Genomic DNA, 23,452 nt, shown 5'->3' with positions numbered 1-23,452 from the left:
TGTTTTATTAGAATAGTAATTTATCTGCTCCACCTAATTTATAATCAAGGGCTGCCATTGCAAGTACATTAATGAAGTGCCATGGGCGATCAAATTCTGGTTGGAAGAATATGTCAGCAAGTGCTAATTGTTCTAAAGTCCAGTCTGATGCGATAGCTATAGATAATGCTGCGATAGCGCTAGAAACGTCATGTTTAGACATTAATTGAGCTCCTAAAACTCTGTGTGTATCTTCATCGAAGTAGATTTTCATGTGAACAAGATTATTTTCTTTTCTCATAAAGTCTGGGTAAATCTTCTCCTCTACATATTTAGAAGAGACCTTGCCATCATAAAGGTTAACACCATTTTGTGATAATCCAGTACTCACAAATTTATAATCAAAGAATGATAATGCTGATGTACCATTAACAGCAGGCATTTTAGTTTTGATTCCCATAGCATTTAATGCTGCAATTACTCCTTGACGTCGTGCTAAAGTAGCAAGTGCAATTGGTAATTGACCGCGAGTAGGAGCGTATGGTAGAAGTGTAGAGTCTCCACCAGCATATACATCTTTAGCAGATGTTTCTAGGTATTCATTAGTTATAACAAAGCCGCGTTCAGTTAATTCTAATTCACCATTTAACCATGAAGCGTCAGGGCGAACTCCAACTGACATAATTACTGTGTCTGCTTCATATTCGCCTTTGTCTGTTACAACAGATGTAACTTTTCCGTTTTCACCTTTAAATGAAAGAACTTTTTCCCCACCATGAACTTTAAGGTTGTGTTTTGCACCTTCATTAGTTAGGATATCAGTAAGTTCTTGGTCTAGATATGTATTTAGAATCCTTGGAGCAAAATCAACGATTGTAACATCGATGCCATGTTTTGCATAAGATTCTGCAACTTCAAGGCCGATATAGCCACCACCTACAACTACTGTTTTTTTACTTTTTTGCATGCAATCGTATACTGCTTGAGTATCTTCTGGGCCACGGAATGTATGAATATTCTCTAATTCTATTCCTTCAAATGGTGGTTTAATTGCTGCGCCACCTGGGCTTAAAAGAAGTTTATCATAGTTTTGTTTTTCTTCTTCTCCAGAAGAAGTTTTTACTATTATGTATTTCTCTTTTGCATTCAATCCTATAACATCGCTATTGCAGTGAATATTAATTCCTTGTTCAGCATAAGATTTTTCTGTTGCAAAGTGTAATTCTGATAATGCTTTAGATGTCCCATCTAAATAAGATTGACTACCTCATCCCATAAAAGAAGCGCTAGAGCCTCTCTCATATAAATGAATATCAGCATTTTTGTCATTTTTTAAAATAGTTTGAACTGCTTCATATCCGAAGTGCGATGTTCCAACAACTATATATTTCATTGTTTTTCCTCCTGTATCTATAAATTATAATTAGGTGTATTAATATACATTTTAAATTTTAACATGAAACGCTTTTATATAAAAATAATTTGTTTAAAAAAAATAAAATAAAAATAATTATATAGCTAATTAGTAGAAATTTTTTATAATTTAAAATATAACGATAAAAGTTAAATATAAATGCACTTAAAAAATAAAAATCAATAATTTGACTTTATTTGACTTTTGTTTTATTATGAACAGTAGAAAAATCTTTTTTATTATATATAAAGAATATATATAAAGAAGATTTTATTAATAAATTATTTATTTTGCTTTAAAGTTAATATGATATATAATTATTAATGACATAATTTAAAAAAAGAGGTAATAGAAATGATTAAACCGTTATTTGACAATGTTTTACTAAAAAAAATTGAGGTAGAGAAAGCGACAACTAGTGGAATTGTCTTGGCTTCTAAAGAGGATACATCTAACATTGGAATAGTAGTAGCGTTGGGTGAGAGTTGTTTACTATCTACTGATAATGAAGGAGAACTAAGTGCAGGAAGTAAAGTAGTTTTTTCTGATAAGTATAAAAAAGTAGATTTTGAAGGGCAAGAATATTATTTAGTTAATGAAGAGGAAGTTCTTGCAGTAATAGAAGATTAGGAGGATATATGGTTAAAGAGTTAAAATTTTCAGAAGATGCACGTCAATCAATGAAGCGTGGTGTTGATAAGCTTGCTAATGCTGTTAAAGTAACATTAGGACCTAAGGGGCGTAATGTTGTGTTAGATAGAAAGTTTGGATCACCACTAATCACAAATGATGGAGTATCGATAGCTAAAGAAATAGAATTAGAAGATCCTTATGAAAATATGGGGGCCAAATTAGTAGCCGAAGTTGCAAATAAAACTAATGAAATTGCAGGAGATGGTACTACTACAGCAACAATTTTGGCACAATCAATGATAACGGAAGGTCTTAAAAATGTAACTAGCGGGGCAAATCCTGTCGGGCTGCGTCGCGGAATGGAGCGTGCAGTCAAAGTTGCAGTTGAACGTCTTCGTGAAATTAGCGTAACTGTAGATTCTAAAGGTAAAATAGCTCAAGTAGGTGCTATTTCTGCTGCGGATGAAGAAGTAGGTAAGTTTATTTCTGAAGCAATGGATAAAGTAGGAAATGACGGTGTTATTACTATCGAAGAATCTCAAGGATTAGAAACTATGCTAGAAGTTGTAGAAGGTATGCAGTTTGACCGTGGATATCTTTCGCCATATATGGTAAGCGATACAGAGAAAATGCTAGCGGATTTAGACAATCCATATATTCTTGTTACTGATAAAAAGATTAATGCAGTTCAAGAAATTTTGCCAGTTTTAGAAGAAGTAGTTGCTGCTGCCAAACCACTTCTTATTATAGCGGATGATGTCGAACAAGAAGCTATAGCGACGTTGGTAGTCAACAAATTGCGCGGGACATTCAATGTAGTAGCTGTTAAAGCACCTGGTTTTGGTGAAAGAAGAAAAGCAATTTTAGAAGATATTTCTATATTAACAGGAGCAACATTAATAACAGAAGACTTAGGATTAGATCTTAAGGATGCGAATATTACAATGTTAGGTAATTCATCAAAAGTAAATGTTACAAAAGAACGTACGATTATTGTTGATGGTAAGGGAAATAAAGAAGATATAGAAAGTCGTAAAAGCCAAATAAAATCATTATATGCAGAATCAACTTCAGAGTTTGATCGTGAGAAGTTACAGGAACGCTTAGCAAAATTATCAGGTGGTGTAGCTGTAATAAAAGTTGGTGCAGCGACAGAAACAGAACTAAAAGAGAAAAAACTACGCATAGAAGACGCGCTTAATTCAACTCGTGCTGCGGTCGAAGAAGGAATTGTTGCAGGAGGAGGAACAGCTCTTGTTCAAGTGATTTCTGAAGTGGAAAAATTAGTAGCTACAGGTGATGAACAAACAGGTATTAATATTATAAAAAAAGCACTAGAAGCACCGGTTCGTCAGATTGCAGAAAACGCAGGATTAGAAAGTAGTGTTATTGTTGAAAAACTAAAATCTGAAGAAATAGGTATAGGGTTTAATGCTGCTACAGAAGAATGGGTTGATATGATAAAAGCGGGAATAGTAGACCCAACGAAAGTAACTCGTTCAGCGTTACAAAATGCTGCGAGTGTGTCTAGTTTATTCTTATCAACAGAAGCAGTTGTAGCTGATATTACAGAGGAATTGCCTATGCAACCTCAGATGCCAATGATGTAGTATTCTTGAAAATGCAAAATAGTTGAATAAGTGATAATATTATAATAAGATAGAATTATATAAAGTAAAAGGAGATAAAATAATGAGAGAGATTACAGATAAAGAATTTTTTGAATTATCAAAAACAGACAGCGTTAAGGTTTTTGACTTTTGGGCACCATGGTGTGGTCCTTGTAAAATGCTAGCGCCAGTGTTAGAAGAAGTTTCAAATGAGCTTACTAACATTGAATTCTATAAAATTAATGTAGATGAAAATCAAGAAGCAGCTGGAGAATACGGAGTAATGTCAATTCCTACATTACTTGTAATGAAAAATGGTGAAGTTTTAGAAGAAAAAACAGGTTACCAACCAAAAGAAACATTAGTGCAATTATTATCTAAATATTAATTAATAGTAAAAATCCCTAATTTTAAAATTAGGGATTTTTTGAAAATATAGATTAAAGGAAGTCAGTACATTGACTTCCTTTATCTTATAATTAATAATTTTTTAAATAATGATCAATTTCCCAATCTGTAACTTGTGTTCTAAATGAATCCCATTCTATAGATTTTGCTTCGATAAAATTATAGAAGATGTGTTTACCAAGAGCTTCTTTCATGATTGATGAAGAGTTTAGTTCTTTAAGTGCTGTATATAAAGTAGAAGGGAGTTCATCTATTCCATTTGCAATTCTTTCCTCACGAGTCATGACATAAATATTACTTTTTACTTCATCAGCAGGAACAAGTTTGTTTTCTATACCATCTAGACCGGCAGCTAGAATAGTAGACATTGCTAAGTATGGATTAGCAGCTGGATCAACAGATCTAACCTCTACACGTGTTGATTTTCCACGAGATGCGGGTACTCTAACTAATGGAGATCTATTGGAAGTAGACCAAGCAACATAACAAGGTGCTTCATATCCGGGCACTAGACGTTTATAAGAGTTAACTGTAGGGTTACAAACGGCTGTGAAACTACGTGCATGTTTTAAAATTCCAGCGATAAAATGGGAAGCTGTTTCTGAAAGGCCGTTTTTGCTGTTTTTATCATAAAAACTATTTTCTCCTTTACTAAATAAAGAGACATTACAGTGCATACCAGAACCATTGATACCAAACATAGGTTTAGGCATAAATGTTGCATGTAGACCGTGTTTTCTCGCTATAGTTTTGACAATAAGTTTAAAAGTTTGAATGTTATCACAAGCTGAGATTACATCATCATATTTGAAATCTATTTCGTGTTGACCTGGAGCCACCTCATGATGACTGGCTTCGATATCAAAACCAAGGTTCTCTAATTCTAAAACAATATCACGTCGTACATTTTCCCCAAGATCAACAGGAGCTAAGTCAAAATAACCACCATTATCATTCAATTCTAAACTAGGTTCGCCATTTTCTTTAAGCCTAAATAGGAAAAATTCTGGTTCTGGTCCTAAATTTAATGTATCAAAACCTAATTCATTCATTTTTTTAAGAATTCGTTTTAAATTACCGCGTGGATCACCGGCAAAAGGTTTTCCGTCAACAGTATACACATCACAGATAAAGCGTGCTACTTTTCCATATTCACTATCCCATGAGAATACTAAGAATGTGTTTAAATCTGGGTATAAATACATATCACTTTCTTCAATACGAACAAAGCCTTCTATAGAAGAACCATCAAACATCATTTTATTATCTAAAACTTTTTCAATTTGGCTTACAGGCACCTCTACATTTTTTATTGTACCAGTAATATCTGTAAATTGTAATCTAATGTATTTCACATTTTCTTCTTTAATTCTTTTTAAAATATCTTCTCTAGTAATTTTTGTAGCCATGGTAACTCCTTTTTTTGTAATAAAACCTAACGTCAAAATTTATTTTTTTTGTTGTTATAAAATCTTGATAAGTCGCCTCGACCTATAGATCGTTCTCTAGGAAGACCACTAGGACCAGCAAAAATATCATTATGAATAATTTGTCGTAACTGTGTAGTTTCATTAGAAACTTCTTTTTCATTAATTATTTCATCGATAGCTTTTAAATTAAAGCCTTTTGTTAACAAATCTTTAATTGTTAGTAGTTTATCGATGTCATTTAAAGAAAACAGCCGGGTATTGCCCTCAGTACGATTAGGAGTGAAAAGTTTCTTTTCTTCATAGTAACGAATCTGTCGTGCAGATAACTGTGTAATTTTGGTAACGACACTTATTGAGAAAACAGGAAGATTTTTTTGAAACTCTTTGAACCCCATCTAATCACCTCACTTTAAATTTGTGAAATAAATATTTTTTAATCTACATATGTATAATAGCAAAAAAGTATAACAATATAAAGTATATGTTAGAAAATATAACATATACTTCGAAATATAACATGATTTTACTTGAAAAAGCAAAAGATAGTTAACAAGATTTAATGAAAAGTAATATGGCTATGTAGATGAGTTTCATTTCATTGAAGAATTTTTTAATAATCAGAAAAATGTATTTAAAAATTTTAAAAATCATGATAGAATAGACTATATAACAAATAAGAAAGGATAGACAGTATGGTAATATTTTTATCTGTTATGGTATTCCTTATCTCTTTTGTACTATTATTAGGGACATATATATTATTAGTTGCTAATAATAAAATTAAGAAGAGACGTATGGATAAAGTTTTAAAATTGATAGCAGCCTATAGTCTAGTTACAGCTTTAGTGTACTGTTATCAATATTTATATTTATAATATAAAATATGTTTGGAAGTGAAAATTTTGAAAAAAGATTCCTTGTTTAAAGGAACTGCAATGCTTAGTATTAGTTTAATATTAACAAAAATTTTAGGAGCTATTTATCTTATTCCATTTTATCAAATAATAGGTGGAGAAGAACAAATGGCATTGTACAATTATGGTTATAGTTATTACGCAACAATTTTAGAAATTTCTGCCGCAGGGACGCCTCTAGCAATAGCAAAATTAGTTGCAAAATATAATGCACTTAGAGCATATAGTGTAAGTAGACGCATATACAAAATGGGTTCATGGTTATTAATAATTATGGGAATAGTAGGTTTTTGTGTCTTGTTTTTTGGTTCTGATTATATTTCTGAACAAATTTTAATAAGTAATCAACAAAAATTCACACCAGCAGATGGAGCGTTAGTTTTAAAAAGCTTAAGTTTTGGGGTGCCTATAGTTTTAGTTTCAGCAGGACTTAGAGGATTATTCCAAGGTCATGAGGTAATGTTTCCATCGGCAATAAGCCAATTTATTGAACAAGTTGTTCGTATTGTATTTATGTTAGGGGCAACATATGTTGTTATTAAAATTTTAGGGTATGGTATTGTTGAAGGGAATGTAACTGCAACATTTGCAGCAGCAGTAGGTGCAGTATTCTCCGTTCTTACACTATTTTATTTTTATAAAAAATATAAAAACTCTTTAGACTATAATACAGAAAACGATGAGGTAGAATTAAATATTTCAACAATGAGCCTTGTGAAGGAATTTTTCTCTGTATCTATTCCATTTATCTTTATAGTTGGATTATTTCCTATCTTAAATATTATAGATCAACATAATTTTATTCATGGTATGACAGAAATAGGTAAGGCAGATATAGTAGATGGTAGATTTTCAGCCTTACAGCTTGTTAACAAAATAGTTATGATAGCAGTAGCTATTGCGCCAGCATTTTCTAGCACGTTTTTACCTTCTATAACTAGATTGTATGCAGTGGGAGAGAAAGCTGGAGTTAGTAATCAAATAAATAAAGTGGTGTTGTCTTTAATGATGGTGGTTTTACCAGCATTAGTTGGGATGTATATTTTAGCTGATCCTTTATATTCAGCATTCTATAGTAGGAGCTTGATAAATTCTGAATTATTAAGGTTTTATCTACCACTTGCGATATTATATTCTATCTATAGTTTAACTAGTGTAATAATGCAGGCAATTAATAGACAGTTAATAAATTTGATTACAATAATCTTCGGGTTAGTGATTAAATACGTAACAATAAAGCCATTGGTTATTATGTTTGAAACTAATGGAGTAATTTTATCCTCTGTAATAACTTACTTAGTAATGATAATTATTAATTTAGTTATTATTAATGCAGAAGTAAGATTAAGAATGATTGAGTTTGTTAAAAAATTTATTATCCTGGTGTGCAGTTGTTTTATAATGTTTATAGCGGTAGCAGCGGTTTATGAAGCTATAATATCAAATTTTGTCTTAGAGGCAAAACTATCAAGTATGATTTTAATAGTTATTTGTGCAGTACTAGGTACTATAATCTATTTTTACAGTATTGTTAATATGGGATTTGTGGAATACTTATTTGGTAGAAAAATAACATTAAAAAACCTTAAGAGTCTAAGGAGAAAAATATAGTGAGATTAGATAAATACATAGGGCACACTACTTTACTAAGCAGGGCAGAGTCAAAAAAGATTATAAAAAAAGGGGTTTTAGTCAATGGAAACATTGTTAAGACACCGGATTTTAAAATAGATGAATTCAATGATGAAGTTATAGTAAATGAAGAAAAGCTTATTTATCAAAAGTATATTTATATTATGATGAATAAACCCAAGGGGGTAATATCTGCTACAGAAGATAGTATATCTAGGACTGTAATTGATTTGCTGGAAGAAAAAGATTGTATTTTTGAACCATTTCCGGTAGGAAGATTGGATAAAGATACAGAAGGATTAATGTTACTAACAAATGATGGAAATTTAGGACATCAACTTACATCACCTAAAAAAGATGTTGAAAAACAATATTATGTTGAAGTAAATGGGGTTTTAAAGGTTGAGCATATACCTTATTTAAAAGAAGGAATAATACTTGAAGATGGGTATAAGTGTAAAAGTGCAAAATTAGATATTTTAACTTCAGATGTATCTAAAAGTACGGCATATATTTATGTAACGGAAGGTAAGTTTCATCAAGTTAAAAGAATGATGAAAGCACTAGGTTGCGAAGTAACATATTTAAAAAGATTATCTATAGGGGAGTTAGTTTTAGATGAAACTTTAGAACTAGGTAAGTATAGATATTTAACAGAACAGGAACTGAAAAAATTAAAAAATTAATGGAGGAATATATTATGAATATCAATTTTAAACAAGAAGTTCAAAATCATAAGGAGGATTTGTTAAAAGACCTATTTGAGTTATTAAGTATTCGTTCTATTTTAGGAACAGATATTACTGAAGAAACACCATTTGGCAGCGGTCCAAGAGAAGCTCTTGATAAAATGTTATCGTTTGGTGAGCGTGATGGCTATAAAACTAAATTAGTAGAAAATAAAGCAGGTCATATTGAAGTGGGAGAAGGAGAAGAGTTATTTGGTATCCTAGGTCATGTTGACGTAGTTCCAGTGGTAGAAGCGGATTGGACTAGTCATCCTTTTAAACCAGAAGTCCGTGATGGGAAAATTTATGCACGTGGTTCATTAGATGATAAAGGACCAACAATGGCTGCTTATTATGCTGTTAAACTTCTTGATAAATTAGGAGTGAAATGGAATAAACGTATTCGCCTAATCATAGGTAGTGATGAAGAAACAGGATTTAGATGTGTAAAATCATATTTTGAACATGAAGAACAACCAGCACTAGGATTTACACCTGATGCAATGTTCCCTCTTGTATATGCAGAAAAAGCTCGTGCAACATTTGATCATAAATTAGAATTCAAATCAGAAGAAGGAAATTTTGATTATAAACTAGTTAAATTTAACGGTGGTCAAGTATTAAATATGGTAGTTGCAAGTGCAGAGGCTGTTCTTAAAGGAGAAGCACGTGATATTGAAGAAAAATTTGACAAATTTTTAGCAGCTGAAAAATTAGAAGGAGAAATTAAAGTTTCTGATGTTATTACTTTAGTATTAAAAGGTAAAGCAGCTCATGGATCAACACCACAATTTGGTATTAATGCCGCAACAAAATTAGCAGAATTTTTAAATACATTAAGCTTAGATGTTAATGGTAAAAATTATGTAGAATACATTGCTACACGCCTTGCTAATGACCCATTTGGTAAAGTATTAGGAATTGAGTATTCTGATGATGAAATGGGTGCTTCAACATATAACTATGGAATTCTAAAATATGATGCAGTAGAAAAAATAGGGGTTATTTCAACAGACTGTCGTCATCCTAAAAATTTTGATTTAGTATCTAAACTTGCAACTTTAAAAGAAGATAATATGGTTATAGAAGTGACAAGTACTAAGGAAGCACACTATGTTCCAAAAGATGATGAACTTGTTACAACATTAGTTGATGTCTATAGAAAACATACTGGCGATACTAAAAATGATGCCTTCGTACTTGGAGGAGGAACTTATGCACGTTGCCTTAAAAAAGGTGTAGCATTTGGTCTATTGTTCCCAGGTAAACAAGATACAATGCATCAAGCCAATGAATTTTTAGAAATTGAAGATTTATTATTAGCAACTGCAATTTATGCTGAAGGTATATATCAACTTTGTTGTGAATAAAAATTTTTTATAAAAATATTTATTTGTTATAAGAAACTTTCTTTATTAGACAAGTTAAAAAAACATTCTCAAAGATATTTAATTAAATACTACAGAGTGATAATTAAAATATCTTTGAGAATTTTAATTATGTAACAAAATAGTAACTTGAAAAATAAGTTCAAAGATTGTAAAATAAATAGTGCATTATAGTTTATAAAAGAGAATTTTAAGAAAGGAGTAGGAATATGTCTAAAGAATATTATCAAATGGGTTGGACTTTAGATGAAAATTATGAAGAAGATTATTTTTGTTCACGAGATAATCGTCGTTATTTTATAAAAAAGAATACTACTCCTATGATTGCAACTCTTTCTGCGGAGGGAATAGTGCCTCGTTTACGTTGGACTAAAAGAATAAGCAACGGAGATGTTTTAATTGCTCAAGATTTTGAGCATGGAAGAACGCTTGAGAAGGAAGATATGACTGATAAGCGTATTCCTGAAATTATAAAAAAAGTTCATACGTCTCCAAAGTTAAAAAAGATTATGAAGGCGCAAGGATATAAAGAAGAGACGGCTTCTAATTCACTTAATAATCTAAAAACCATTATTGCAGATGAATTGAGAAAAAATAAAAATGTAGTTGATGCATTAAACTATTTGGAGAATTTCTTACCAGATGAAGATATAGAATATACTCCATGTCACACAGATCTTCATAAGGATAATTGGTTATTGTCTGACAAAGGGAAACTATTTTTGGTTGATTGGGAACATTCAATATTGTGTGATCCTGCAATAGATATTTCTTTTATATTATATCGCTATATACCACAAGAAAAGTGGGGAGAATGGCTGGAAATCTATGGTCAAGAACCAACGATAAAGTATAGAAGTAGATTAAAATGGTATATAACACTACAGTCTGTTATTATGATAGTTTGGTACCACGAAAAGAAACAGTTAACAGAGATGAATGCGTGGTTAATATTTTTAAATAGTATTTTTAACGAATTTATATAAGCATTAAGAAGGAAAAACCTAATTAATGCTTTTATTTTTTTTATAAACGTTGTAAAATAGTATTTAGTTAAATTAAATGGAAGTTGACTAATTTACGGAGAAATAAAATGAATATAAAAAAATATAAATTATATCTTATTGATCTTGATGGAACTATTTATAATGGTGAAAAAAAAATAAAATTTGCTGATCAATTTGTTGATTACCTAAATAAAACTAAAACAGATTACCTTTTTTTAACAAATAATTCAACAAAAGAGCCAAAAGATGTAGTTGATAAATTAAAAAATTTAGGTGTAAATACAACAGAAGAACATGTTTATACGTCAAGTGATGCTACAAAAATGTATCTTTTGAAGAAAGGATATAATAATATCTATATAATCGGCGAAAGAGGATTAAAAGATACTTTAGTAAACTTTGAACAAAAAAATACTGAAGATGTGGATGCTGTTATTGTTGGACTTGATAGAGAATTAACTTATGAAAAACTTACAGTTGCAGCAAGAGCTGTTTTAGCTGGGGCAGAGTTAATAGGAACTAATCCAGATACGCTACTTCCAACTGCAGATGGTTTTATACCTAGTAATGGAGGACAAATAAAATATTTAGAATATGCTACGAGTGTTCAAGCGACAGTAATAGGAAAACCAAGTAAGATAATTATGGAATGCGCAATGGAACTTTTTGATTATAAAAAAGAGGAGATAGTTATGGTCGGTGATAACTATGATACTGATATAATGTCGGGTATAAATAGCGGAATCGATACTATCCATGTTCAAACAGGAGTAACTACTTTAGAAAACTTGAAACTTAAAAAAATACAACCAACATATACAATAGAAGATTTATCAAAATTAATAGAAGATTAAACTGAGGAGATTACAATGATTATAAAAACAGAAGAACAATTAGAAAAAATGAAGGAAATAGGTTTTATTTGCGCAACTATTCGCGATGAAATGAAGAAAAAAGCTGTTCCGGGGGTATCTACTAAAGAATTGGATAATATCGCGAAAGAACTATTTGAAAAATATGGTGCAAAATCAGCACCAATAACAGAATATGATTTTCCAGGATATACATGTATTTCATTAAATTACCAAGCAGCACATGGTATACCTTCTAGCACAAAAATTTTAAAAGATGGTGATTTGTTAAATATAGATGTTTCAGGTTGTAAAGATGGATATTACGCTGATACAGGGATTTCCTTTGTTGTTGGGAAAGTTGATGATGAAATGAAAGAAAAAGTATGTGAAGTTGCTGAAGAAGCATTTTTTGAAGGAATCAAACATGCAAGAGCAGGTAGCAAAATAAATCAAATAGGAAAACATATCCATAAAAAGATTAAAGAGCATAAATTAGAAGTGATAGAGAATTTAACAGGGCATGGGATTGGAACATCACTTCACCAAGCGCCGCAACATGTGTTTAATTACTTTGATCCATGGGATAATTTGATTTTAAAAGAAGGAATGTGTTTAGCTGTGGAGCCATTTGTATCAACAAAAGCAAAAACAGTAACAAATACAGATAAAGATGAGTGGGAATTAGTAGCAAAAGATGGTTCTTATATAGCTCAATATGAACATACTATTGTAATAAGAGAAAATAACGAACCACTTATCTTAACAAAAATTGATTAATCCAATATTGAAAAAAGTTGACAAGATAAAGAAAATGTTTTAAGATACTACTTATTAAAAAATATGGAGAGAAGTAAATGGCAGAGAATTTAGTAATAGTCGAGTCTCCTTCTAAAGCGAAAACTATAGAAAAATATCTAGGGAAAAAATATAGAGTAATATCTTCAAAAGGTCACGTAAGGGACCTTCCTAAAAGTAGAATGGGAGTAGAAGTACTAGATAATGGAAATGTTGATGTAGATTACATTTCAATTCGTGGGAAGGGTGATGTAATAAAAAGTTTAAAAAAAGAAGCGAAAGGGAAAAAAGTCTTTTTAGCATCCGACCCTGATAGAGAAGGAGAGGCAATAGCATGGCATATTGCACATATATTAGATTTAGATAATAAAGAAAATAATAGAATAGTTTTCAACGAGATAACAAAAGATGCAGTAAAGGATGCAATAAAACATCCAAGAAAAATAAATACGGATTTAGTACAATCACAACAAGCAAGACGTGTTCTAGACCGTTTAGTTGGATATAATATTTCACCAGTACTTTGGAAGAAAGTTAAGCCAAAGTTATCGGCAGGACGTGTACAAAATGCAGCGTTAAAATTGATAGTAGATAGAGAGGAAGAAATCCAAAATTTTATACCTCAAGAATATTGGACTATGCCAATAGATTTTATAAAGAATAGAAAGGTTTTAACAGCAAACTTCTATTCGTATAATGGAGAAAAGATAAAGCTTGAGAATGAAAAAGATGTAAGTAAAGTTCGTAAAGCTATAAAAGGCGAGACTTTTAAGGTAACGGATATTTCTAAAGCTAAGAAAAATCGTAATGCGCCTAATGTATATATTACTTCAACAATGCAACAAGATGCCTCACGAAAAATCAATTTTAAAACAAGAAAAACAATGAGTGTTGCTCAAGAATTGTATGAGGGAATAAACTTAAAAAAATTAGGTGGAGTAACAGGGCTTATTACTTATATGAGAACAGACTCAATAAGAGTATCAGATGAAGCGATAAAGATGGCGAGTGACTTTATTGAAAAAAATTATGGTGAAGAATATCTTACTATTTCTACAAAAGTTAGAAAATCTAATAAAAATGTTCAAGATGCGCATGAAGGTATACGACCAACAAATGTTAATTTTACACCAGATAGTATAAAAGAATATTTGTCAAATGATCAGTATAAATTATACAAGTTAATATGGGAGCGATTTGTAGCAAGCCGTATGAGTGCTGCTGTATATGAAACAACTGCAACCACATTTGAAAATAATAAAGTAGTCTATCGTGGTTCGGAGTCAAAATTATTATTTAATGGTTTTTTAGCTGTATTAAAAGAAAAAGAAAAAGTAAAATTATTTCCAGAATTTGAAGTAGGGGAAGATGCAAAAATTAAAGAAATAAAAGAAGAACAACATTTTACTCAACCACCAGCACGTTATTCTGAAGCCAAACTTATAGCGGAACTAGAAGCATTAGGTGTTGGTAGACCTTCAACATATGCTACTATAGTAGAAACACTACAAAAACGTTATTATGCTAAGCTGCAAAATAAAGTGTTTACTCCAACAGAATTAGGTACTTTGGTAAGTAAAATAACTGAAGAATATTTTCCAGATATTATAAATACTAAATTTACGGCTAATTTAGAAAATCAATTAGATGAGATTGCTGATGGAAAAGTTGAATGGGAAAAAGCTATTTTTGATTTTTATTCTAATTTTAAAAAAGATATAAAGAAAGCTGAATTAGAAATGGAGAAGGTAGAGATCAAACAAGAGTTTACTGGAGAAAACTGTCCAGAATGTAACTCTCCATTAGTGTTTAAATTAGGAAAATTTGGGAAATTCATAGCATGTTCTAATTTCCCAGATTGTAGATATACAAATACAATTCAGAAAAAAGTTGGTGTAGCTTGTCCTAAATGTTATAAACATGATGTGCTAGAGAAAAAATCTAAAAAAGGAAAAGTGTTTTATGGTTGTGAAGGGTTCCCGAAATGTGATTTTGTGGCATGGGATAAACCTCTAAATCGTCAATGCCCTAAATGTAATAATATTCTTTTTGAAGGGAAAAAAGGAGTTTATTGTGGGAATTGTGATTATAAAGAGGAAATAAAAAAATAATAAAGATAGAAGTCGATATGTACTATTGACTTCTATTTATATTTGCTGCCTAATAATGTAAAGTAGACTTCTACTTGCAATTGTCAGAAAATTAAGATAAATTATAAGAAAAAAATTAAATTATTTTAAAAAATCTATTGACAAATTTTTACAAATATATTAATCTATATAACATACCATAAATTAAAATGAAATTTAAATTATTTAGGAGGAAATGTAATGTTGAAGTTTTTAAAGAAAAATTCATATATTTCAATCGGACTTATGCTATTCGCACTATTTTTTGGTGCAGGTAATCTAATTTTCCCAGCTTTTTTAGGACAAAATGCGGGAAGTAATCTATCGGTGGCTATGATAGGGTTTATTATTATGGGAGTTGGACTTCCGCTATTAGGAGTATTGGTGATGGGTTACTCAGGTGCCCAAGATTTATTAGATTTATCTAGTAGGGCAGGAAAGGGATTTGGTATAACCTTCACTACATTGCTTTACTTGACAATTGGTCCATTTTTTGCAATTCCAAGAACAGGAACTACAACTTTTGAATTAGGATTATCTAGTTTTATAGCACCTGAAAATACAGTTATTGCACAAGCAATTTTCTTAGCTATTTTCATGGGGATTACGCTATGGTTATCATTAACACCTAATAAACTTGTAGATAGAATTGGAACAATTATAACACCTGTTTTATTAGTATCAATGATTATTTTAATTATTGCTTCATTATTAAATCCAATGGGTAGTGCACAAGCACCTACTGAAGCATATTCAACAAATTCTTTAGCATTTACTAATGGATTAATGGAAGGTTACAATACTATGGATGCACTAGCTTCATTAGTATTTGGTATTATCGTAATTAACTCAGTTAAATTATATGGTGCAAAGACAGAAAAACAAATTTTTTCAAATACAGCTAAAGCAGCAGTTATAGCAGCATTATTACTGGCGCTAGTTTATGTATTTATTTCTAATATTGGAACAACATCAGTATCAGTGCTAGGATTACAAAAAACAGGTGCTGGGGTTTTAACAGGTGCAACTACTTTCTACTTCGGTAATGTAGGTAAAATTTTATTATTCGTAATTGTATTCTTAGCATGTTTAACAACAAGTGTAGGTTTAGTAACTGCATGTGCAACTTACTTTGTAAGATTATATGATAAAATAAGTTATAAAACTTATGTAGTAGGATTATCATTATTTTCATTTGCAGTAGGGAACTATGGTTTATCTGCTATTATTCAAGGAGCTGTTCCAGTACTTGTACTATTATATCCATTAACAATGGTATTAATATTATTAGGTTTTGCAAATAATTTATTTGGTGGTAAAAAAGTTGTTTATGCATCAACAGCATTAGTAACAGGAGCGTATAGTTTATATACAACTATTGCATCAACATTTAAATTATCTGTACCAGCTGTAGATAATTTCTTAGTGAAAGTTCTTCCTATTCAAGGAGATTTTTCTTGGATTAACTTTGCAGTATTAGGATTTATTTTAGGATTAGTATTATCACTTGTGAAAAAAGAAAATTAATTTATTAATTATATAAACAGTAAATTATCATATGATAGTTTGCTGTTTATTTTAAGTAAATCTTTTTTGACAATAATTAAAAGCAATGGTATCATAATAAGATATAATACTACTTGTGTTTAACAAAAATTAAGAATAATAAGTTAGTAGATGTTAGATAGTATTTTATTTTAATAAAGTAGGAGTTACAATGACACTGGAATTTAGAGAGTATAAAAAGAAAATAAAAAAAAATATTTTTTTAGAATTAGATTTTAAAGTTAGCACTGGAGAAATTCTGACTATTATCAGTAATAATACTTTAGAATTAGACAGTTTAAAAGATTCTTTTAAAAGAAGGACTAAATTTAAAGGCGAAATTACCTTTGATAATATTGATATAAATGAAGAAAAATTAATATTTTCTGAAGATTTTGGTTTCTATAATCACTTGTCTTTAGAAAAAAATCTTTTAAGTTTATCAAAAATTTTAGGGCTTACTGTCCCGAAAGATGATATAATAGGTAGATTAGATTTACTAGAATTAGATCCGAATAAGAAATATCAACAATTATTAGAAAATGAGAAAATAAAATTTCATACTCTATTTTCTGTTTTAATTAACCAAAATATTCTAATACTTGATTATTCAAAAGATAATTTAACAAGAGATGATAAAAAAGCTCTAAGAGAATTAATCTTAGAACATTCTAATAATGCTAATATTATAATTTTAGATACAATATTAAATCAGTATAATAACATTGCGGATAATGTTTTGGTTATATCTGATGGAGAAAAATCATATTATGGCTTATTGGATGATTTATTGATAATCAAAAAACTAGCAGCGATAAGCGTATCGCATCAAAAGGATTTAGATAATATTTTACAAGATTATCAATATACAATTTATAATGATAAAGAAATTGTAGTAAGAGAAGAAGTGCTTGAAGACGTTGTCTATCTACTATTGAAAAATAATATAGAGATATCTCAAATAAGAAATCTTGGGGAGCGAATAAAATTATATGAAGGGGAGGGAGTACTATAATGATATTTTCGCTAGAATTTGGAAAAATTTTTAAAAGGAAGTTTAATTACCTTTTTGGTATGATTATTTTACTTATTAGCTTTCTCCTTATATATAAAACAAGTAGCTTAGCAGGATACTATGATTTAGATGAAGTAGATTTTATATTTAAATTTACATTTAAAATATTATTAATACTAATAATATTTCTTATGGGAATAAACTATATCTATTCATATCGTGAAGATTACATATCAAAAGTAAGTATTTTTTTAGAATTAGCTAAGAAAAAAACTTTAAGAGATTTCTCAGCATTAGTAGCTAATTTAATATACTTTGCTACATATTATTTAATTATGCTAGGGGGAATAATTTTAATATTATTTTTTACTAAGAAAAATAAATTTTTAGAAATAAAAAATATTATTTTTTCAAATGTACAAAATTCAATAGCATACTTATCTATGGTTCTATTATTATTGTTGTTAGCTAATCTAATATTTTTATTTGTACTAACATTATTTAATAATACAAATTTGGCTATTTCACTATCATTGTTGTACTTTATAGGTGGAACTGTTATTGCAAAAATGTTAGAAGATAGAATTTCATTTTTATCAGAAAGAATAGAAAACAGCATACTAAATATTTTTGATAAAGAGTTTAATAGCCTAAATCAATTTATTGAATTTAATTTAGTTACTTTTTTACCAATATCATTAAATATAGTAGGATTAATCATAGTTATTTTTATAGTAAAATTAATAAAGAAAGTTATTTAGAAAGAAGAGTTTTATGGATACACAAATACTAATACAATATGTTATAGTTTTATTAAGCTTAATTATTTTAGAAGGCTTGCTTTCAGCAGATAACGCAATTGTACTGGCAGTTATGGTAAGACACTTACCTTATAAAGAGCAGAAGAATGCTTTAATATATGGTTTAATAGGAGCGCTTGTCTTTAGAGTTGTAGCTATTTTTCTAATTACATTACTCGCTCAATATTGGCAAATTCAGGTTTTAGGTGGTTTATATCTACTATACATGGCAGGGAATCACATTAAAGAATTCTTTGATAATAGAAAACAATCAGATGAAACGGAAGAAACAAAAACGCCTAAAAAACAAAGTGGTTTTTGGATGACAGTTTTAAAAGTAGAATTAACAGACATAGCTTTTGCAATTGATTCTATTTTAGCAGCTGTAGCTATTGCAATTACCCTACCTCATATTTCTGAAACAAAAATAGGGGGAATTAATCTTGGACAGTTTTCTGTTATGGTAATTGGAGGGTTTATTGGCGTAATTATTATGAGATATGCAGCTAATGCCTTTATAAAAATATTAGAAAAGAAACCAGGATTGGAGATAGCCGCATTTTTAATAGTGGGTTGGGTTGGTATAAAACTTTTTGTTATAGCTGCAGCCCATCCTAAAGTAGCGCTTATTTCAGAACATTTTCCACATTCGGCATTATGGACGGCAATTTTTTGGGTAGTCCTTTTAGGTCTTTTGGTATGGGGAGTGCTTATTTCTAAAAGATTTGAGAAAAAATAGTATAAAAAGGTCAGAGAAGTACTCTGACCTTTTTGATTATGGAAATATATAGGTATCTATGATATAATTTTAAATTATATTGATACTAGGAAATATTTAAGGAGATGAAATATATGGCATTTGATGGTTTTTTTATAAGAAAATTAGTAGGAGAAATAGAGGAAAACATACTAGGAGCACATATTAATAAAATTAATAATATTTCAACTGATGAATTTATTCTAACTATTAGGAAAAGAAAAAACTTTAAATTGTTATTATCAGCAAGTTCTAGTTCATCTCGTTTTCAGTTGACAAAAAATACTTATGAAAATCCTAATACACCATCTAATTTTTGCACAGTTCTTAGAAAATATTTAATAGGTGGAATTATTCAAAATATTGAGCAGATTAATAATGATCGTATTATAGTGTTTAAAATTAAAAATTTTGATGAGTTAGGGTATGAAAAATATTATTATTTAATAGCTGAACTTATGGGGAAACATTCTAATATTATTTTAACCGATGATAATAAAGTAATAATTGAATCGTTGAAAAACAGTTATAGTATTGATTATAAACGCTCAACAATTGCTAATATGAATTATATACTTCCTCCAACAGAGTCAAAATATAATCCATTTGACTTTGATAGTTATAAAAATTTAGAATTTAACTATAGTGATAAAAGATTTTTAATGAAAAACTTTTACGGAGTATCAGCCTTATTAAATAATTATTTTATTGCTAAACAAATAGAATTTGAGGAAGAGTTCAAAAGTTTTTGTTATAATTTAGAAATTTATTATAGTCCTATATTGCTAGAAAGAAATGGGAAAAAAGATTTTTACTTTTTTGATGTAGATACTGGTGAGAATAATATAAAATTTGCTTCACTATGTGATTTGCTTGACTTTTATTATTTAGATATAGCTAAATCTAATATTAATAAAAGTACAGATAAAAGACTATTTGATTTTATAAAAACAAAGTTGAATCGCTTAAGTAAAAAACTAGAAATTTTGAATAAGGAATTGATTGAGGCTGAAAGTAAAGAAGACTATAAATTGAAAGGGCAATTGCTTATCTCAAATATTTATATGTTTAAAAAGAGTGTTCCAGAAGTTGTGACATTGCCAAATTTTTATAGTGAAGAATTCGAGGATATAAAGATAGAATTAGATCCTAACTTAACTATAGAAAAAAATTCAGACAGATATTTTAATCTTTATAAAAAAAATAAAAGAACAATTGGAAATCTATATAAGCAAATAAAAATTACAGAAGAAGATATAGTTTATTTTGAAACTCTACAATTTCAAGTAGAGAATGCCGATAAGTCTGATTTGATAGAAATAAAAGAAGAGTTAATAAACTCAGGATTATTAAAGGAAAAAGTTTCAAGTTCAAAGAAAAAAAATAAGAATAATTACTTTGTAATTAACTATAATGGAATAGATATTTATGTTGGGAAAAATAATATTCAAAATGATGCAATTACAAACAAACTTGCACGCCGTGATTATCTTTGGTTTCACGCAAAAGATATTCCAGGAAGTCATGTTGTAATTTTTAATAATAACCCAGATGAAAAAACAAAAGAAGTAGCGGCGATGTTGGCTGGATATTTTTCTAAATTTAAAAATGAAGATAGAGTTGCTGTAGATATGACACTTATAAAAAATGTGAAAAAAATATCAGGAGCAAAACCCGGGATGGTTACTTATACTGGGCAAAAAACAATTAAACAAAAAATAGATAAGATGTTTATTAACGAATTAATAAACAATAAATTTGTTTAATACTTAACTCTAAAAGATTTTGTATTTTAGAGGAAGTTACTATGAAAATTTGTAAATACATGCTATAATAGTTTAATTTTTATAAGTTTTGTGGTATGATAGATAGATAATAAATGATGTAGAAGGATACGAGAAATGGAGAAAGGATTATTAATAGTTCTATCAGGACCATCAGGTGTAGGTAAAGGTACTGTAAGGAAAAGAATTTTTGAAAGTAATGATGTAGACTTTGAATATTCTATTTCGATGACTTCAAGAGGAATGAGGCCAGGAGAAAAAGAAGGTGTTGATTATTTTTTCAAAACAAAAGAAGAATTTGAAAAATTAATTGAACAAGGTGAACTTTTAGAATATGCACAATATGTGGATAATTACTATGGGACACCTGTAAGATATGTAAGGGAAACTATGGATAAAGGGAAAGATATCTTTTTAGAAATAGAAGTACAAGGAGCTGGTCAGGTAAAAAGTAAGATACCTGATGCGCTATTTATTTTTTTAGCACCACCAAGCATAGCAGATTTAAAAGATAGGTTAAAAGGCCGTGGAACAGAAAGTGATGATGTAATAGAATCACGTGTAGCTAAAGCTAAAAAAGAAATAAATATGATGCATTTATATGATTACGTAGTGGAAAACGATGAAGTTGATAAGGCTGTCGAAAGAATAAAAGCTATTATTCTAAGTGAGCATTTAAAACGTGAACGTATAGAGATGAGATATCGTCGTGCACTGTTAGAATTAGAAGAAATGTAGGAGAAAAGAATGTTATATCCAAAATTAGATGTATTAAAATCAAAAGTAAATTCAAAATATATGTTAGTATCATTAGCAAGTAAAAGAGCAAGAGAACTATTTGCTAATCCTGATACAGCAAAATTAGAAAAATATACTTCACATAAAGAAGTAGGGAAAGCATTAGAAGAAATAGCAGAAGGCAAAATTTCTGTTTTAGAAAAATAATAGTTTACAAAAATATTATTTTAGTGTAAAGTAATATAAGTATTTTTCTTTGAGTGGTCGCGGTGTATTTCGCTGAGGAAAGTCCATACTCACACAAGCTGAGATGCTTGTAGTGTTCAACGCTAAACGAAAAAATAAGTTTAGGCACCATTAGGTGACGGCAGAAAGTATAACCTAAGTACATGTATATGGTTATACATCTTGAAAGTGCCACAGTGACGAAGTTCTTATAGAAATATAAGAAGTGGAACGAGGTAAACCCCTTGAGTGAGCAATTCAAATTTTGGTAGAAGCACTTATTCCGCAGAATTGAATGTAGGAATAGGAAATATGTATATATTTAGACAGATGATCACAGCTATTTTTACGAGAGTAGACTAGTCTTGTTTGAGTAAGAATAGATACAGAATATGGCTTATGATAAGAAAAATAACTAGTTCTAGGGGCTCTTAGGGGCCTCTTTTTTAAGGAGGAAGAAATGAAATTTAATTTAGTAGCGACAACGCCTATGGGAATTGAAGCGATAGTAGCAAAAGAAGTACAAGATTTAGGATATGAAACAAAGGTAGAAAATGGTAGAGTATATTATTCTGGTGATAAAAGAGCTATAGTACGATCAAACCTTTGGTTAAGATGTGCAGATAGGGTGAAAATTGTTGTTGCCCAATTTCCAGCATACACATTTGAAGAGTTATTTGAAAAAACAAAAGAAATAGACTGGGATAAATATCTTCCAGTTGATGCTAAATTTCCAGTAGATGGACGTAGTCATAAATCAACATTATTTAGTGTATCTGACTGTCAATCAATTGTAAAAAAAGCAATAGTAGAAAAAATGAAAAAAAGCTATGGAATTACAGGTTGGTTAACAGAAACAGGAGAAAGATATAGATTAGAAATTATAATGTTAAATGATATTGCGACAATCTTATTAGATACATCTGGTGATGGACTTCACAAGCGTGGTTATCGAGCTAAACAAGGGACTGCTCCGCTAAAAGAGACCCTTGCGGCAGCAATGGTAAAATTAACCAATTGGAAGGGAGAAACTCCTTTATATGATGTATTTTGTGGATCAGGTACGTTGTTGATAGAAGCAGCAATGTTAGCTCAAAATATGGCACCAGGTATAAATCGTAATTTTGATTTTGAAAAATGGCCATGGATGCCAAAATCTCTGGTAGATGAAGAAAGAAATAAAGCTGAGGAAGCAATAGACTATGAGAAAGAATTAGAGTTATATGGTTCTGATATCGACCCTAAAATGATTCAAACTGCAGAAAATAATGCTGAGGAAATCGGATTAGCAGGTGTGATAAAATTTAAGCAGATGTCAGTTTATGATTTTGTTGTAAAAAGAGAATCTGGATGTGTCATTGCCAATCCACCTTATGGAGAGCGTTTAGGTGAGAAAAAAGAAGTTGAGGCAATGTATAAATATTTAGGAAGTCAATTAAAAAATCAAAAATATTGGTCATTGTATTTACTAACTTCTCATAAAATGTTTGAACATTTATATGGGAAAAAAGCAACTAAGAGAAGAAAATTATTTAATGGATCTATTGAATGTACTTATTATCAGTACTGGGGAGAGAAATTAAGATAATAATTGACAATTATAATAATATATTTTAGAATTAAATTGAGGATAAAAGTTTTACATAATAACATAAAGAAAAGAGAGG

Annotated in this window: 22 protein-coding genes and 1 other RNA gene; 20 read left to right on the top strand and 3 right to left on the bottom strand. The window is 29.7% G+C overall.

All coding sequences use genetic code 11. From position 1 onward, the window contains the following. Nucleotides 1-7 precede the first annotated feature (7 nt). On the bottom strand, nt 8-1,372 hold the full coding sequence (locus tag DQN46_RS05535) for an NAD(P)/FAD-dependent oxidoreductase (protein WP_197712495.1): 1,365 nt from the start codon (nt 1,370-1,372) through the stop codon (nt 8-10). Between the two features lie 375 nt (nt 1,373-1,747). Here DQN46_RS05535 and DQN46_RS05525 point away from each other — a divergent pair, with 375 nt between their 5' ends. From DQN46_RS05525 to trxA, 3 genes are all read left to right on the top strand, one after another. Beyond that, nucleotides 1,748-2,023 (top strand): GroES family chaperonin, encoded by a 276-nt coding sequence (locus DQN46_RS05525; RefSeq protein ID WP_004634227.1) that lies wholly within the window; start codon nt 1,748-1,750, stop codon nt 2,021-2,023. Between the two features lie 8 nt (nt 2,024-2,031). Next, entirely contained in the window at nt 2,032-3,636 is a 1,605-nt protein-coding gene (gene groL / locus DQN46_RS05520) for a chaperonin GroEL (RefSeq protein ID WP_111743281.1), read from the top strand. A gap of 82 nt (nt 3,637-3,718) precedes the next feature. Then, complete coding sequence (gene trxA, locus DQN46_RS05515) at nt 3,719-4,024, top strand: thioredoxin (protein ID WP_111743280.1); 306 nt, start codon at nt 3,719-3,721, stop codon at nt 4,022-4,024. Between the two features lie 91 nt (nt 4,025-4,115). Here trxA and glnA read toward each other — a convergent pair whose 3' ends face one another. Continuing rightward, entirely contained in the window at nt 4,116-5,453 is a 1,338-nt protein-coding gene (gene glnA, locus DQN46_RS05510; RefSeq protein ID WP_111743279.1) for a type I glutamate--ammonia ligase, read from the bottom strand. A 32-nt stretch (nt 5,454-5,485) separates the two neighbouring features. After that, nucleotides 5,486-5,869: a MerR family transcriptional regulator gene (locus DQN46_RS05505; protein WP_004634235.1), complete on the bottom strand. Its 384-nt coding sequence runs from the start codon at nt 5,867-5,869 to the stop codon at nt 5,486-5,488. A gap of 297 nt (nt 5,870-6,166) precedes the next feature. Between DQN46_RS05505 and DQN46_RS05500 the strand changes: the two genes are divergently transcribed. The 17 genes from DQN46_RS05500 to DQN46_RS05420 all read left to right on the top strand — a co-directional run bounded on the left by DQN46_RS05500 (nt 6,167) and on the right by DQN46_RS05420 (nt 23,373). Next, nucleotides 6,167-6,349: a hypothetical protein gene (locus DQN46_RS05500; RefSeq protein ID WP_004634236.1), complete on the top strand. Its 183-nt coding sequence runs from the start codon at nt 6,167-6,169 to the stop codon at nt 6,347-6,349. Nucleotides 6,350-6,367: 18 nt separating this feature from the next. After that, nucleotides 6,368-7,999 carry a putative polysaccharide biosynthesis protein gene (locus tag DQN46_RS05495; protein ID WP_111743278.1) on the top strand — a complete coding sequence of 544 codons (1,632 nt, stop codon included), beginning with the start codon at nt 6,368-6,370 and terminating at the stop codon, nt 7,997-7,999. Beyond that, the gene (locus tag DQN46_RS05490; protein ID WP_111743277.1) at nt 7,999-8,706 is read left to right on the top strand and encodes a pseudouridine synthase; all 708 of its coding nucleotides are present in this window, start codon (nt 7,999-8,001) and stop codon (nt 8,704-8,706) included. The genes DQN46_RS05495 and DQN46_RS05490 overlap by 1 nt, the downstream gene beginning before the upstream one ends. Nucleotides 8,707-8,720: 14 nt before the next feature. Next, the gene (pepV, locus tag DQN46_RS05485) at nt 8,721-10,118 is read left to right on the top strand and encodes a dipeptidase PepV (RefSeq protein ID WP_111743276.1); all 1,398 of its coding nucleotides are present in this window, start codon (nt 8,721-8,723) and stop codon (nt 10,116-10,118) included. A 227-nt stretch (nt 10,119-10,345) separates the two neighbouring features. Beyond that, complete coding sequence (locus DQN46_RS05480; RefSeq protein WP_111743275.1) at nt 10,346-11,122, top strand: phosphotransferase family protein; 777 nt, start codon at nt 10,346-10,348, stop codon at nt 11,120-11,122. 107 nt (nt 11,123-11,229) lie between these two features. After that, nucleotides 11,230-11,997, top strand: coding sequence for a TIGR01457 family HAD-type hydrolase (locus DQN46_RS05475; protein ID WP_111743274.1), 768 nt, complete (start codon nt 11,230-11,232; stop codon nt 11,995-11,997). Nucleotides 11,998-12,012: 15 nt separating this feature from the next. Beyond that, nucleotides 12,013-12,774: a type I methionyl aminopeptidase gene (map, locus tag DQN46_RS05470; protein WP_111743273.1), complete on the top strand. Its 762-nt coding sequence runs from the start codon at nt 12,013-12,015 to the stop codon at nt 12,772-12,774. A 77-nt stretch (nt 12,775-12,851) separates the two neighbouring features. Beyond that, complete coding sequence (gene topA / locus DQN46_RS05465) at nt 12,852-14,903, top strand: type I DNA topoisomerase (RefSeq protein ID WP_111743272.1); 2,052 nt, start codon at nt 12,852-12,854, stop codon at nt 14,901-14,903. Between the two features lie 219 nt (nt 14,904-15,122). Then, nucleotides 15,123-16,448, top strand: a complete 1,326-nt coding sequence (gene brnQ / locus DQN46_RS05460; RefSeq protein WP_111743271.1) for a branched-chain amino acid transport system II carrier protein — start codon at nt 15,123-15,125, stop codon at nt 16,446-16,448. Nucleotides 16,449-16,638: 190 nt separating this feature from the next. Then, nucleotides 16,639-17,481, top strand: coding sequence for an ABC transporter ATP-binding protein (locus tag DQN46_RS05455; RefSeq protein ID WP_224207404.1), 843 nt, complete (start codon nt 16,639-16,641; stop codon nt 17,479-17,481). After that, the gene (locus tag DQN46_RS05450; protein WP_004634255.1) at nt 17,481-18,242 is read left to right on the top strand and encodes a hypothetical protein; all 762 of its coding nucleotides are present in this window, start codon (nt 17,481-17,483) and stop codon (nt 18,240-18,242) included. Before DQN46_RS05455 ends, DQN46_RS05450 begins: the two co-directional genes overlap by 1 nt. A gap of 13 nt (nt 18,243-18,255) precedes the next feature. Next, nucleotides 18,256-19,020: a TerC family protein gene (locus DQN46_RS05445; protein ID WP_004634257.1), complete on the top strand. Its 765-nt coding sequence runs from the start codon at nt 18,256-18,258 to the stop codon at nt 19,018-19,020. 113 nt (nt 19,021-19,133) lie between these two features. Beyond that, the gene (locus DQN46_RS05440; RefSeq protein ID WP_004634258.1) at nt 19,134-20,804 is read left to right on the top strand and encodes an Rqc2 family fibronectin-binding protein; all 1,671 of its coding nucleotides are present in this window, start codon (nt 19,134-19,136) and stop codon (nt 20,802-20,804) included. Between the two features lie 135 nt (nt 20,805-20,939). Beyond that, entirely contained in the window at nt 20,940-21,560 is a 621-nt protein-coding gene (gmk, locus tag DQN46_RS05435; protein ID WP_004634260.1) for a guanylate kinase, read from the top strand. Nucleotides 21,561-21,569: 9 nt separating this feature from the next. After that, nucleotides 21,570-21,767: a DNA-directed RNA polymerase subunit omega gene (rpoZ, locus tag DQN46_RS05430; protein ID WP_004634263.1), complete on the top strand. Its 198-nt coding sequence runs from the start codon at nt 21,570-21,572 to the stop codon at nt 21,765-21,767. Nucleotides 21,768-21,812: 45 nt separating this feature from the next. Then, nucleotides 21,813-22,190: RNase P RNA component class B (gene rnpB, locus DQN46_RS05425), an RNA gene on the top strand. Between the two features lie 55 nt (nt 22,191-22,245). Beyond that, on the top strand, nt 22,246-23,373 hold the full coding sequence (locus DQN46_RS05420) for a THUMP domain-containing class I SAM-dependent RNA methyltransferase (RefSeq protein ID WP_111743270.1): 1,128 nt from the start codon (nt 22,246-22,248) through the stop codon (nt 23,371-23,373). The last annotated feature ends 79 nt before the right edge of the window (nt 23,374-23,452 follow it).

This window comes from Gemella morbillorum (genome assembly GCF_900476045.1).
In the GTDB taxonomy this organism is placed as follows: Bacteria; Bacillota; Bacilli; order Staphylococcales; family Gemellaceae; genus Gemella; species Gemella morbillorum.
The sequence above is the reverse complement of the archived record's forward strand: the minus strand, read 5'-3'. Positions and strand labels throughout refer to the sequence as shown.